Source organism: Lactiplantibacillus sp. YT640 (genome assembly GCF_049745435.1).
Classification (GTDB): domain Bacteria; phylum Bacillota; class Bacilli; order Lactobacillales; family Lactobacillaceae; genus Lactiplantibacillus; species Lactiplantibacillus plantarum.
In genome coordinates this window covers 1-15043 of the sequence record NZ_JBMNVY010000002.1, presented here as the reverse complement: position 1 = coordinate 15043, position 15043 = coordinate 1, and the positions used below count along the sequence as shown (strand labels likewise).

General features: G+C 44.9%; 12 protein-coding genes. All 12 read left to right on the top strand.

Annotated elements, in window-relative coordinates; translation table 11 throughout:
• The first annotated feature begins 61 nt into the window (after positions 1–61).
• The gene (gene rnpA, locus ACOV1R_RS01695) at positions 62–406 is read left to right on the top strand and encodes a ribonuclease P protein component (RefSeq protein WP_003640224.1); all 345 of its coding nucleotides are present in this window, start codon (positions 62–64) and stop codon (positions 404–406) included.
• 15 nt (positions 407–421) lie between these two features.
• The gene (gene yidC, locus ACOV1R_RS01690; RefSeq protein WP_003641627.1) at positions 422–1255 is read left to right on the top strand and encodes a membrane protein insertase YidC; all 834 of its coding nucleotides are present in this window, start codon (positions 422–424) and stop codon (positions 1253–1255) included.
• A gap of 714 nt (positions 1256–1969) precedes the next feature.
• Positions 1970–3607 carry a peptide ABC transporter substrate-binding protein gene (locus tag ACOV1R_RS01685; protein WP_003646186.1) on the top strand — a complete coding sequence of 546 codons (1638 nt, stop codon included), beginning with the start codon at positions 1970–1972 and terminating at the stop codon, positions 3605–3607.
• 132 nt (positions 3608–3739) lie between these two features.
• The gene (locus ACOV1R_RS01680) at positions 3740–4993 is read left to right on the top strand and encodes a metal-dependent hydrolase family protein (protein ID WP_011102291.1); all 1254 of its coding nucleotides are present in this window, start codon (positions 3740–3742) and stop codon (positions 4991–4993) included.
• A gap of 485 nt (positions 4994–5478) precedes the next feature.
• Complete coding sequence (gene jag, locus ACOV1R_RS01675) at positions 5479–6447, top strand: RNA-binding cell elongation regulator Jag/EloR (protein ID WP_021357463.1); 969 nt, start codon at positions 5479–5481, stop codon at positions 6445–6447.
• Between the two features lie 231 nt (positions 6448–6678).
• Positions 6679–8070 (top strand): tRNA uridine-5-carboxymethylaminomethyl(34) synthesis GTPase MnmE, encoded by a 1392-nt coding sequence (mnmE, locus tag ACOV1R_RS01670; RefSeq protein ID WP_003641622.1) that lies wholly within the window; start codon positions 6679–6681, stop codon positions 8068–8070.
• Positions 8071–8088: 18 nt separating this feature from the next.
• Entirely contained in the window at positions 8089–9999 is a 1911-nt protein-coding gene (mnmG, locus tag ACOV1R_RS01665) for a tRNA uridine-5-carboxymethylaminomethyl(34) synthesis enzyme MnmG (protein WP_044432737.1), read from the top strand.
• 255 nt (positions 10000–10254) lie between these two features.
• Positions 10255–10992: a WxL domain-containing protein gene (locus ACOV1R_RS01660; RefSeq protein WP_003641620.1), complete on the top strand. Its 738-nt coding sequence runs from the start codon at positions 10255–10257 to the stop codon at positions 10990–10992.
• Between the two features lie 182 nt (positions 10993–11174).
• On the top strand, positions 11175–12200 hold the full coding sequence (locus tag ACOV1R_RS01655) for a DUF916 and DUF3324 domain-containing protein (RefSeq protein ID WP_164906273.1): 1026 nt from the start codon (positions 11175–11177) through the stop codon (positions 12198–12200).
• Between the two features lie 19 nt (positions 12201–12219).
• On the top strand, positions 12220–12561 hold the full coding sequence (locus ACOV1R_RS01650) for a hypothetical protein (protein ID WP_015379586.1): 342 nt from the start codon (positions 12220–12222) through the stop codon (positions 12559–12561).
• 19 nt (positions 12562–12580) lie between these two features.
• Complete coding sequence (locus ACOV1R_RS01645) at positions 12581–14119, top strand: cell surface protein (RefSeq protein ID WP_217203171.1); 1539 nt, start codon at positions 12581–12583, stop codon at positions 14117–14119.
• Positions 14120–14327: 208 nt separating this feature from the next.
• Positions 14328–14915, top strand: a complete 588-nt coding sequence (gene lepB / locus ACOV1R_RS01640; protein WP_003641616.1) for a signal peptidase I — start codon at positions 14328–14330, stop codon at positions 14913–14915.
• Positions 14916–15043 lie beyond the last annotated feature (128 nt).

Below are 15043 nucleotides of genomic sequence, written 5' to 3'. Positions count from 1 at the left end.
AGGGCTGTAAAGTTGTGTAGCAATTCGCTCAAGAGCTTGAGCGCACACATGGAGATGGATTATGCGAAAATCATATCGGGTAAAAAAAGAAACTGAGTTCCAACAAGTTTTTGAGACCCGCAACTCGTATGCCAATCGTCAATTTGTCATTTACGTTTTGGAAAAACCGGGGCAACCCCATTTCCGCGTCGGTATTTCGGTCGGTAAGAAGATCGGGAACGCCGTTGCGCGTAACTGGGTCAAACGCCGGATTCGGCAATCAATCACCGAGCTAAAGCCGCAGCTTAAGCAAGATGCAGACTTTCTCGTCATTGCCCGACCAACCGTTGCTGGTAAGTCGCAAGCCGAAACCAAAGCTTATCTAAGCCATGCGCTAAAGCTAGCGCACCTGCTGGACAATGATTAAAGTGAGGACATTCGTTTGAAAAAGTACAGAAAAATACTGGCAATGCTGGCCGTACTAGCGATCGTACTAGTTTTGAGTGGGTGTAGTAATACCCCAATCACGGATAAGAGCACCGGGTTTTGGGATGGCTTAATCATCTTGAACTTCTCACGGGCGATTATTTGGTTATCAAACTTGTTTGGTCATAGTTATGGTCTCGGGATCATCGTCTTTACGTTGATCATCCGGATCATTATCTTGCCATTGATGATCTTCCAAACCCGCAACATGGTAGCCATGCAAGAAGTCCAACCGCAGATGAAGGCTTTGCAAAAGAAGTATTCGTCACGCGATATGGAAACTCAGCAAAAGCTCCAAGCGGAAATGAAGAAGTTGTATGCCAAGCATGGTGTGCATCCAATGGCCAGCATGTTGCCATTACTAGTTCAGTTGCCTATTTTGATTGCGTTGTACCAAGCAATCTGGCGGACACAAGCCTTGAAGACCGGTTCGTTCTTATGGTTGCAATTAGGTAGCAAGGATCCGTACTACGTTTTGCCAATTCTAGCGGCGATCTTTACGTTTGCTAGTTCCTGGTTAGCGATGAAGTCGCAGCCAGAACAAAACGGGATGACAACGTCAATGACGTATTTGATGCCTGTGATTATTTTGATTACGGCCATTAACGTGCCATCAGCGTTGTCCTTGTACTGGGTGATTTCCAACGCGTTCCAAGTTGGTCAAACCTTGTTATTACAAAACCCATTCAAGATTAATCGCGAACGGGAAGCTAAGAAGCAAGCTGAACGTGATCGTAAGCGAACGCTTGAAAAAGCTAGAAAGCGCGCGATTCGTAATCATAAACGTTAAATACAAGTAGACCTGCCATGTGTGGTGGGTCTTTTTTGCTGGCTCTGTATCATCTTTACCAATCGGTCAATATGATTTGGACTGTGATGGCAGGATGCTAATGTGCGTTTATGTAAGGCCCCTGGACGGTCCGTGATGAGGAAATTGTAATGAACGATCAAATACTGGTAATAGTAATCATCCGGGGATCAAGGTGCCTATAAAAATAATTGTCTGCACCATTTTATCACATGTTTTTAATAGCGTGCCGCGGTTTGAGAGAGCTACTTTGTCAGTCGTAATTAGAACGGGCGATTAAAAACGTAATGACCCGGCGCATGAAAAAGTTCCAAAAAAAGATTTGACAAATTGAAAAATGACCGCTAAGATGTGAATCACATTAAAAAATAATTAGATTAAGCGAACGGCAGTCGAGGAGTCGGTTATCAGTCAGTTACAGCGAGTCGCGGATGATGAAAAGCGATCTGAACTGGTAGCTAAAAGTCGATTACTAGTGAGAAGTTGCGTGAAGCAATTTCCGGGTGTACCCGATAACGTACCAACATATCGTCAATAAATTTGGCCGTATGTAAGTGGTGAGTCTGACTGGCTCGCAAATGAGGTGGTACCGCGTGAAGACGTCCTTTTAAGCATAACAGCTTAGTAGGGCGTCTTTTTGTTTTGCGGGATGCCGGTTGATCTGATTAAAATCAAAACATAATGGAGGGATTAGAGATGCAAGCAAAGTATACATATAGCATTATAGGGGTGGTGAGCGCCTTATTATTAACCGGCTGCTTGGGGGCGGTCTCTAATTCTTCGAAAACGACCAGTACGGCTGATCAAAATAGGACGTTAGGCATCACGATTCCTGGCGAACCGATGACGACTGATCCAACGACTTCGATCGAAACCAACGGCGGTGCCGTAATTACACAGACTGGTGAAGGGATTTACCGCAAAAACGCGAATAATAAGATTGTTGCGGGGGTAGTCGAGAAGAAGGTCAAGCCTACTGAAAACAAGACCCGGTATACGTTTACGATTCGCAAAAATGCACGCTGGCAAAATGGAACCAAGATCACTTCACAAGATTTCGTGACGGCGTTGCGGCGGCAAGCTAATCCAACAACGAAGTCTCAAAACTTGGATGCCATTAGTTACATCAAGAACTTTGATGCCGTTAATAAAGGAAAAATGGCCGTTAATAAATTAGGTGTGACGGCTATTAATAAGCGAACGTTTTCCATCAAGTTGAGCAAGCCGGTGCCTTATATGAATTATGAGTTTACGAGCTTTTACCCACTCAATACGGCGGCAGTCCAGAAATACGGGTTTAAGTTAGGGAGTAACTCAGCGACGACGGTAGCAAACGGTGCCTACGTTATTAAGGGCTGGAAAGGCTCTAATGATAGTTGGTATTACGTTAAGAATAAGTACTACTGGAATGCCAAGAACGTTAAGATCAAGCGCATCAAAGTCACGGTCACTAAGGATGATAATACGGCGCAGAACCTCTTCAACGCCGGAACGGTCCAAGTGACCAACATTTCGGGGCAGTACGTGAAGAATAATGCCAATAATAGTCAAATGACGGTCACTAAAACTGGCCGGAATAATTACATTTATTTCAATAGTAAGAAGTCCGTAACTGCCAATGAGAATTTCCGGCACGCGCTAAGCCTGGTCATTAATCAAAAAACACTAGCAAAAGATGTCTTGCAAGACGGCTCGCAAGCCGCGACGAACATTGTTCCGAAAAACTACGCGAGTGATCCGACTACTGGTGAGGATTTTGTTAAGGAAGTTGGGAACTTATCACCGACTAATATCAAGCAAGCTAAGCAGTATTGGCAGAAGGCCCAAAAGGAACTCGGCAAGCAAAATGTGACTTTGAATTTTCTATGCGACGATACGGATACTGAGAAGAAACTCGCTGAATACGTCCAGGGCGTGGCCGAAAAGTATTTGAAAGGCGTGACGATCAAGATCGTTGCGGTTCCACACGCGACCCACGTATCACGTGATTTTACGGGGAACTTTGACCTCGTCACAGTCGGTTGGGGGCCGGATTATCCGGATGCCCAAAACTTTTTGGATGGGATGCAGAGCTCGAATAGCATCAACTTTACTCAGTGGAAAGATGCGAAGTACGATGCGTTGATGGCCAAGGTATCTAATACGGCGAAATACACGGCCGCGCAACGGTGGACTTATGAAAAGCAAGCTGATCGCCGGTTGATGAAACTCGATGCCGTGATTCCCACTTACCAAGCCTCTTCTGCATTTTTGGTCAGCAAGGATGTTGGTGGCTTGCAATGGGATGAATTTTCTGGAACGTCCAGTCAACTTCAATATGCTTATTGGAAATAAAAACTTGTCATGAAAGGTGGTGAGGCGTGGTGAATAGTCAGTTAGAGAACCAACAATGCAGTGATGAAAATGATGGTCCGTTACCGTTAATGAACGGTGTGCGACCTGCCAAAATGAAAGGAAGTCATTATTATGACCAAAACCAACTATATCAATGCCTCAATCTACAGTTCAGAAAAGCAAACTTTTATCGATAATCAATTCATGACTGTTGACGACGCAACCGGAAAAATCATCGCGGTCGGTACAGGAACCCCGGATACGATTGCTGAACAAACGACAGACATGCAAGGAAAGTATGTTATGCCGGGCATCATGAATGCCCATACACATATTACCAGTATTCCAACTTACTGGTGGCATGACGGCCAGGAAGACCGCCATCCGGAGTCACGTGAGTATAATACCATGTATGCGATTCACAATATGCAAGATATGGTAAACCATGGGGTAACCTATATTCGCAATGTTGGCGCCCAGTATGATATTGACGTTGCGATTTCAAAGATGCAACGAGAAGGAAAGATTGCGGGTCCTCGCGTGATGACATCTGGCCAGGCCTTTTCAATTACGGGTGGTCATGGTGCGGATGGCGGCCACGAAGTCGATGGTGTGGATGCGGTCGTTCAAGGTGTTCGCCAGGCCCTTAAAATGGGCGTCGATAATATCAAGATGATGGTTACCGGTGGGGTACTTCGAAACGGCGAGACCCCAGATGATATTCAGTTTAATTTTGAAGAAGTTCAAGCAGCCGTTGCTGAGGCCCATCATAAAGGCAAGACGGTGGCGGCTCACGCGCAGGGGAATGCCGGGGTAAAAGAGGCGGTTCAAGCCGGCGTCGATACTGTCGAACACGCCTTTGATATTGATGATGAAACAATTGAGATGATGCGGCAACATGGCACTGTGATCGTACCAACGATGAACGCGATGTATGCTATTTATAAATATGGCGAGAAGACCGTTCCAGCATGGGCGCGTGAAAAGGTAATCGTCAACATCAAGAAGCATTTTGCAAGTATCACTAAAGCCGCGGCGGCTGGCATTCCCATCGCGATGGGGACGGATGCTGGAACGCCTTATAATGGCTTTGAGGATGAATCAGCATACGAAATGCAGCTCTATGTCGATAAGGCGGGCATGACTCCCGCACAAGCCATCGATACGGCCACAATCAACTGTGCCCGTGCGATGCATGTTGCGGATGAATACGGGACGATTTCTGCTGGTAAATTTGCAGATTTTATTGCAATGACCGCCAATCCAATCGAAGATATTCGGGTTATTCAGCAAGATAAGGATGTTTTCCAACATGGCATTCAAGTTCATCAAGCGGCTAAAACGGCCGGTGTTGATGAGCAAGTTCCTGTACGGCAGGTCGGGTAGTCCGTCTTATTGAGAATCAGGGCTAAGTGTGGGTAGTCTTGATTCGTCATATGACCAGTTAGTGTACTGACAGGTGGGCTGGTTCTGGCTTGAATTTGATAGTGGTTTGATTTAGTGGCCAATCAGTAGGTCAGATGCCGTGAATTAGTCGGCTAAAAATACTAGCATTATAAACCGATTTTCTAGTCATTACGGACGGGAAAATCGGTTTTATTGAGTTTAGAGCAGCTTTGATACGGCTCGCGAGTGGCAATTAGTAAATACGGCAAAGGGAGGCTGTGGGCCGCGTCTCTGAAACGCGCCATGAACAGGTTGGTTATTGACATAATAAGCACTAGATTTTGCTAGTCTGAGTTTTCAGGGGTAGTAGAACGGCCGAAGTCCTAATCGTTGTAAGGGTTCATTAAGTGTTCATACTCAGGTGTTCGCATGGCGAATGGTAATGCTATAATGAAAGCAGGATTTTTAACGAGGAGGATTCAAGCATGACAGTATTTGAAGGTAATACCGTCGCGGCCGCAATCGCGGCTGGTCTAAAACAACTGCACCGAACACGCGATCAAGTTGAAGTTGAAGTGATCGCTGAAGCAAAAAAAGGATTTCTGGGGCTAGGCAAACACCCCGCCCAAGTACGGCTAACGGTGGTGCCAGCCTCCGCAGCACCTGCAACGACGCCAACTTCCGCTACGGCGACAGCGCAACAGTCAGTAGCTACTGAATCAACGACAGCACCGACCATGCCGCGGCCTACCGTGCGGACACCAAAGTCAACGCCGACCAGACAAGCTAAAACTAGTCAGGCCACGACCAGTGCCGCAAAACCAGCGACTAGCAAGGCGAAAGCAGTGGCTAAACCCGCTTCAATGGCGGTTACCACCGGCCCGGTTATCGCTGATACCGACCAATCTAAACCAGCGACCACTAGTAAGACCAAATCAGTGGCTGCTGACCAGAGCCAGACGCCGCGGACACCCGCAGAAATTGCAGCGCGCCAAGCAGCTAACGAGACCGCGGTGCGGGCGTTGTGTGATTACTTGCTTGCGGTGGTCAAAGAACTAGGTGTCGCGGCGGATCTTGACGTCGGCTTCGGCAACCGCTATGCGACATTGAATTTCGATACAACTAAGCAGGGTTTGCTGATTGGCAAACACGGTCGAACGATCAATGCACTGCAAGATTTGGCGCAAGTTTATATGAATCATCATGGTGCGTCACACGTTAACGTGGTGCTAGATGTGGATGATTATCGGGAGCGCCGGGCTGCGACACTTAAGCGGTTAGCCGAGAGTACGGCTCGAGAAGTGATTGCAACGGGCAAACAAGTTTTCTTGGACCCGATGCCATCGTTTGAACGGAAATTAATTCACGCTGAACTAGCGAATAATCACCATGTAACCACATTCTCAGAAGGCCGCGATCCGCACCGGGCCGTGGTTGTGGCGATTCGCAAATAGTTTATTCAAAGTAACGCAAACAGGCGTTTGACAAACTCCGGGTGAGCTATTATAGTAGGTGTTAATCATTCTTATCTTTTAGATAAAGTAGTCAAAGTGCTTTATCCACGCTTTAAGGTGGCGTGGACTAGGCGCTTTTTTTCTGCATTTTAGGACATATTATTAACTAATTGTAAGTAAATTTGGTATGGTATTAGGCGATGAAACGCTGACAAGAAAGGACATGATGGTATGCCAACGACCACAGAATTTGACACGATCGCGGCAATTTCAACGCCGCCTGGTGAGGGTGGTATTTCAATTATTCGGATTAGTGGGGACCAAACGTTTAACGTGGTGACCCAGATTTTTAAGGGTAAAGATCTCAGTCGAGTGCAATCACACACAATCAACTATGGACATATTGTTGATCCTGATACCCATCAGGAAGTCGACGAAGTCATGGCGACCGTAATGCGCGCGCCTAAAACCTATACGCGTGAAGACGTGGTTGAAATCAACTGTCACGGGGGACTCGTGGCAACTAATGAAATTTTACAATTGATCTTGAGTCACGGTGCGCGAATGGCGGAACCCGGTGAATTTACCAAGCGGGCATTCTTGAATGGTCGGTTGGACTTGTCACAGGCGGAAGCAGTTATGGATCTGATTCGTGCTAAGACGGATAAGTCCATGAAGGTCGCGTTAAACCAATTAGATGGTGATCTATCTAAGCTGATTCGACATTTACGGCAAGATATTTTGGACGTATTAGCCCAAGTAGAGGTCAATATTGATTATCCAGAGTATGACGCGGTTGAAACAATGACCACCAAGATGCTGAAGGAGAAGGCTACCGAGGTCGCCCAAAGCATTAATCAACTGTTAGCGACGGCTAAGCAAGGTAAGGTCTTACGCGAAGGTTTGGCAACGGCGATCATTGGGCGTCCCAATGTCGGTAAATCTAGTCTGCTTAACCACCTTTTGCATGAAGACAAAGCTATTGTGACGGATGTTGCCGGGACGACCCGCGATGTGATTGAAGAATACGTCAATGTTCGTGGAGTGCCATTGAAACTCGTCGATACGGCAGGAATTCGGGACACTGAAGATAAGGTCGAAAAGATTGGGGTCGAGCGAAGTCGCAAAGCAATCGGGGCCGCCGATTTAGTCTTATTAGTGTTGGATAATAGCCAACCGTTGACGGCTGAAGACCGAGAGTTGTTGCAAGAGACTGACCAGTCAAAACGAATCGTTATCTTGAACAAGACTGATCTACCAGCCCGTCTTGATCAAGCTGAATTGGCGCAATTAGTCGATTTGAGTGACGTTTTAAGTATGTCAGTCTTGGAACAAAGTGGCGTCACGCAACTTGAACAACGGATTGCCAAGATGTTCTTCAATGAAGGTATCGAAAGTAGTCAAAATAACGTGATGGTGACCAATGCGCGTCACATCGGTTTGTTGAATCAAGCCAAACAAGCGTTGCAAGATGTTCAAACGGGACTTGCGGCTGGTATGCCAGTTGATTTGGTTCAAATCGATATGACCCGTTGCTGGGAATTCCTCGGTCAAATTACCGGGGATAGCTATGAAGATGAATTATTAGACCAGCTATTTAGTCAGTTCTGTCTGGGTAAGTAGTGGTAGGAGGAAATTGGAATGACAGAAGTAAAGCAGTACCCAGGCCGCGACTATGATGTTATCGTCGTTGGTGCTGGTCATGCCGGTTCTGAAGCAGCATTGGCCGCTGCCCGAATGGGTAACCGGACACTCTTAATGACGATCAACCTAGACATGGTGGCCTTTATGCCATGTAATCCATCGGTTGGTGGTCCGGCTAAAGGAATTGTCGTCCGTGAGATTGATGCTTTGGGCGGTGAAATGGGCCGTAACATTGATAAGACTTACGTTCAGATGCGGATGCTTAATACGGGTAAAGGCCCAGCTGTTCGAGCTTTACGGGCCCAAGCTGATAAGCATGCTTACCATGCGGAAATGAAACACACGATTGAACGGGAACCGAATCTGACGTTACGGCAAGGAATTGTCGATGGCTTAATTGTTGAAGATGGGGTCTGCAAGGGCGTTATCACGAATACGGGAGCGCGCTATAGTGCCAAGAGTGTCGTTTTGACGACTGGGACGGCGGCTCGTGGCAAGATTATCATTGGTGAACTAATGTATTCTTCGGGTCCAAATAATTCGCAACCAGCGATGAAGTTATCTGGTGATCTGGAACGACTTGGATTTAACTTGGAACGGTTTAAGACCGGTACACCACCACGAGTCGATGGTAATACGATCGACTACAGTGTTACGGAAGAACAACCTGGTGATCCTGAACCACATCATTTTAGTTTTGAAACGAAGGATGCTGACTACATTGATCTAAAGCATCAATTATCTTGCTGGTTAACTTATACGAATGAGACGACTCATAAGATCATTCGTGAAAATCTTGATCGAGCACCAATGTTTACAGGCGTGATTGAAGGGGTCGGACCACGGTACTGCCCATCGATCGAAGATAAGATCGTGCGATTCGCTGATAAGAAGCGGCACCAATTATTCTTGGAACCAGAAGGCCGTAATACGGATGAATGGTATGTTCAGGGCCTTTCAACGTCGATGCCGGAAGAAGTTCAACAGCGGATTTTACATTCCATTAAGGGTCTTGAAGATGCTGAAATGATGCGCCCAGGTTATGCCATCGAATACGACGTGGTGGCGCCTTACCAGTTAAAGGCAACCTTGGAAACAAAGTTGGTCAAGAATCTCTATACTGCTGGTCAAACGAATGGGACTTCTGGGTATGAAGAAGCCGCTGGGCAAGGATTAATTGCCGGTATCAACGCTGGTTTGCGAGCCCTTGATCGTGGTCAATTCACTTTGAAGCGTAGTGATGCTTATATTGGAGTCATGATTGATGACTTAGTTACCAAAGGCACCAATGAACCCTATCGGTTACTAACGAGTCGGGCTGAATACCGGTTGATCTTACGGCATGATAATGCTGATTTGCGGTTAACGGATAAGGGCCGCGAGTTAGGATTGATTGATGATGAACGGTATGTGGCATTTGAGGCGAAACGCCAAGCAATCAAGAATGAACTTGACCGTTTAGGCAAAATCAGAATCAAGCCTAATGATGAGGTCAATGCTTTCTTACGTGCTCATAATTCTGGTGAGCTTAAGGATGGTGTGTTGGCGGCAGATTTCTTAAAGCGGCCAGAGGTACAATATGCTGATTTAATGAAATTTATCCCGGCAGCACCCGAACCACTAGAACGGCATGTTATTGAGCAAGTTGAAATTCAGATCAAGTATGCCGGTTATATCCAAAAAGCAGAGGAACGTGTTGATCGGTTGAAGAAGATGGAAGCTAAAAAGATTCCGGATCGGATCGATTATGATGCGATCGACGGATTAGCGACTGAGGCTCATCAGAAGCTAAAGAAGATTCAGCCGACAACGATTGCACAAGCTTCACGGATCAGTGGGGTTAATCCCGCGGATATTGCAATTCTGAGTGTTTATATTCAACAGGGGCGAATCGCTAAAGTTCAATAATCATCAGTAGTAGGTTATGACTGGTGTGTTCAGTTGATATTAACGAATGATGAAAGAAAAAATTAATATTTTTAACGATAAAGCACAATTCCAACTTGGAATTGTGCTTTTTTAGTGAGCTTACTTTTTAATTAGTACACGTTTCATTAAAAAAACAACAACACTTTAATTAATGATGACTAAATTAAATTAAGGTATTATACTTCAGAACTAGTAAACATTGTTTACAGTGTTTACAAAATAAAGGGGGAGTTATTGTTGGTAAGAGTTAGTAAGTTAGTCAGTGGTATTTTAGTGGCAAGTAGTTTATTAGTGAGTTCGGGTGTCATCGCTCAGGCAGATACGCCTGCTGCTCCCAACGCAGATAGTACGGCCAATACGACTGGTACGACTGATATTCAGGCGATGTTTAAAGGAAATAGTAGTCCGGTATCACCAGTTAATCCGGATAATCCCAATAAGCCTGATAATAGCGGTGATAGTGGTAACGGTGCTAAAGCCGGTGGCGGCTTATCGCTGATCTACGTTTCTAATAAATTAGATTTTGGAAGCCATGAGATCGATGTTTTAAATCCAGAAACGTACACTGCCGCAGAAACTGATTCGGATTTATCAGGCTTATGGAACAAAAAAGCAGTCACAGAAGTATCTGATGTCCGAGGAAGTAATGCTGGTTGGACACTGGCCGTTGCCGGGAGTAGTTTGACTGGTACAGACGGTTCTGTAATGAAAGGGGCAACGCTTCAGCTACCAAAAGGTACGGTAACTAATTCTGGTGCAACTAATAATGGCGTGCAGTCCACTGAGGCTCTTAATGTGTTAGATGGTAATTCGGCGACAGTATTATCGGCAGCGAAAGATCATGGTGCTGGTGTAACTGTTGATCAAATTGATCCAAGTAATGTTAAGTTAACGGTGCCGGCAAACACGGCTAAAGCGCAGGGGTACCAAACAACTTTGAACTGGAGTTTGAGTGATACACCAGCAAGTTAGTTAGAATATAACCAAGAGGGGAAGCTAAAGCAGATGGCGATGGCTAACGGTTATTATGGATAAAGTAATCGTTGATGTAATCGCGAGCAGTGGCTTCCCTTTTATTAAATGATAGCTTTAAAAGATGCGTCATAATATGGGGTGTGTTGAGATTGAAAGTGGTTATCCAATTCATAAGACTAATGGGTGTGAGTCTTGGATTTAGTATTTTAATCGGACAGACAGGAGTGTCGGCTAATCGGCAACAATCGGTCCACAACAACAATGTCGGTTTTAGTGTTGCCGCTGAGATACCAAAAAATCAGATTCATAAACCAAATTCTTTTTTTGATTTGAAAATGGCAAGCGGTCAACAGCAGACGTTACGGACAGTCATTTACAATGTCACTAATAAGGATATTAAGGTTCGAACGGCTATTCATACCGCGTATACGAATACTAATGGGACGATTGAATATATTAATCCGGCCAAATCGTACGATCAGTCGTTAAAATACCGAGTCAGTGATTTAGCCACAATTCAGGGTGAGCGGACAATAACGATTCCGGCTGAAGGCTCCAAAACGGTCGCAATCAAGGTGAAGTTACCTAAGCAGCCAGTAAATGGCGTCTTGTTGGGTGGATGGTATTTTAAACGGGTTGATGACAAGGTAACAGGAGTAACGGAGAAAAGTATCAACGTTAAGAATGAGTATTCGTATGTTATTGGGTTGAAATTATCTTCAGGAAAATTGCCAATTCCTAATTTGTGTCTAGGGCCGGTGAAAGCTGGCTTGAACAATTATCATCGAAGCATTATTGTTGCGCTACGTAATCCTGTCGCAAGAATTATTCCGAATTTAAAAATCCGAACGGTGATTATTAATAAGCGGCATCAAAAGGTCATTATTAAGAATACGAAAACGGGTGTCATGATGGCGCCAAACACAGTTTTTAAAGCACCAATGCCATTAGGATCACAACAATTACAACCGGGTGATTATCAGTTACAAATGACGGTTAATAATCAGCGTCATCATTGGCGATTTAAACGAGATTTTCATATTAGTATGACAGCAGCTCAAAAATATAATCATGAGTCAATTGATAATAAGGGGGTTAGTATGTGGATGCTAATTGGAATTGGCGCAATTTCAATGCTAGTACTGGGGTTAGGGTTAGGCGTAATCGTCTGGCTATGGCGGCGACAACGGCGGTCGAAGGATTAGGTTAATTAATGGGGGTAGGATGGTGCAACGGTTTAGCGTGTGTGTAGCAACCATTTTAATCAGTTTAATAATGTTCACAATAACGGGAGTTGCGGCCGTTGGGGGGCGGTCAACAGTCACCGTTAGCTTTTATGCTGGTCAGAGAACTCAGCAACAGATAGATAATCGCAACGTTAAGATTCCTAATGGAACCAGGCCATATCGTGTGGTGACAGAAAAGACGTTGACAAGACCAAAGGGGTATTATCAATTACCACAGACTGATGAGCAGCTCTTAACCTGGTTTTATGCGAGTTTCGGTAGCGTGCTACTGATATTATTGATGGTTATCCGTTGGTTTAATAAAGAAAGCTATTGCTAGGTAAGGAGGGACCGTAGAAGTGAGAAGGTTACTTACTGGCACGTTGGTCGTGGGTGGGCTGTTATTGGTAGTTTGCCTCATGGCTGTTAATGGGCAGGCAAAGGTTGTCGATGAGCCGACCAGTGCGATGCAGGATATTACAACTAATTTCGAACAACGAACAATTGGTCGAGTGCCATGGCCCATTACACACATTGCGGCTAATTATGTGCGAGATGGTCACATGACGCACAAGACTAGTCGAGTGAAAATTACTTTAGGGAAAGGTGTAGTACATTCGCCGAATGGTAAGGGATTATATAATTTATGGGATCTGGTTTTGAATCGCCAAGGCAAAGAGTATGGCGCAACTTTCCTGGCGTATAATATCAATAATCGAGTTTGGCGACCGCATCGAACAGATACTATCAAGACGCATGGAATCAAAGCAGGTCAGCCGGTTTGGATTGGTAATAAGAGCAGTACTAATGCGAGCAGTAATCCCATTCGAACACTGCCTGCTTACATGGTAACGAAGCAGTACTGTCAAATGGTTAGTCAGATTAAATTATCACCACATATTACTGGATTTGAGGCTAATAAGCGCATCATTACCGGGACGGGCACACAAGGTGGTGATCTAATCATGGCTAAATTTGGTAATCAGATCAAAAAAACACGAGTCGATCATGAGGGGCGCTGGCAGATGAAATGCTTTAGCGGTAATGGTCACTTGATGGTAACGGAAACAAATGCGTATGATGATATTCCAGGGCACACTGAAACGGTGATTAATAACGGAACTCCACGAACGGATGCGACGATTAAGCTCAACTTGTTTTTAACTAATGGTCATACCTTTTCAACCGCTAAGGGACGCAAGGTATTAGTGACCAGAATGATCTTGGGGACTGATCAGAATGATTTTGATCGCGATGTTGTTTTAAAAAATAACGCACTAACCATCCACTTTGCCCATGCTGATGGAACGCCCATCGCTAATTATAAGGCTAATGGTTCGGTGAATGAGCCAGATAAGGCGGGGTATTTTCATCTGAAATTACCCACTGAATCGCTTAAACAAGGGCCTAATGATGTGAAAGTGTGGGTGTCAGATCAACACGGCCAACGATCTAATATTGATACGTTAACAGTTAATGTAAATTCAGGACTCATGTTTGGTCAAATCAATGCTCAAATGCGTTTTCGGAGTAACACGATTCCACAAAGCGAGCGCTTATTATCGCCCACAAATCAGTGGCAAATTGAGGTTCATGATACGCGATCAGTTGCTTCAAAGTGGTATGTGTATGCCACCGCAACTAAAATGAAGTCTGCTCAACACTCATTAATTGGGGATTTGGTCTATATTGATGCTGCTGGTCAAAAACATGTGATGACCAATCAGGAAACGTTGGTAGGCCATGGCACACATACAAATCCTAATCGACAAACTACAAATATTGCAGCAACCTGGCAAGCGCGACAAGGTATTTTTCTCGATGTTCAGCCCGAATTGTATGCAGGATCCTATCATGGAAAGATCAATTGGAGTTTGCAAGATACACCACAATCTTGATGAGTGGAAGAAAGATGTCATCAAGATGTGTTAGTTAGTCATTAAGGAAATTATGAATGACCGTCAAGATTGTTTTGGCGGTCATTTTAGTGTGATATCGTTGCAAGGTTACTTATAAATTTGTAAAAACGATTCACCAATACCAGACAAGCTGAGTTGATTGGACTATAATGATTGGAAGTTATAGCGGGGTAAGGGAGAACGTTTGATGAAAACTTTTAAGAGTATTATGAGCTGGGTACTACCAATTGTAGTGGGGTTACTCGTCGCCATGGTGATCAGGCACTTTATTTTTACGATGGTTCGGGTGGATGGACCGTCAATGGAACCTAACTTAGATGACAATGAGCGCGTCGCCGTGGTCAAGACAGCTAAGATTCAGCACCTCAGTGTCATCGTTTTTAACGCCTATCAAGTTGATCCAGACGCACGCTCCAAGACGGTCAAATATGTCAAACGAGTGATCGGAATGCCCGGTGATACAGTTAAATCTGAAGACGGCCGACTCTATGTCAATGGCAAGCTTGTCCCGCAGAAGTTCATCAGTCAGTATGAGCGGACGCAGGGAACGACAAATTGGGATTTGAGTACGCTGGAGAACCGTTACAGTTGGAATCTGAAAACAACTAAGGTCCCTAAGCATTCGTACTTTGTGTTAGGTGATCATCGGTCAGTGTCAAATGATAGTCGTTACTGGGGATTTGTCCCAGCCAATAAGGTATTGGGCGTGGTCAAAGTGCCATTTTGGGACTCGAATAAAACTAAGCGCCATAATATTAATTCAATTAGTTACTGAATAGCAGCCAGCGCGACTCGTTAGTGAGCGCGCTTTTTTTGTATGACGAATTTACAATTGAAGTGCAACAAATGATCAAAAAGAAGACTCACAGCCTGAGTCCTTGTAAAATATAGTCACCACAACTT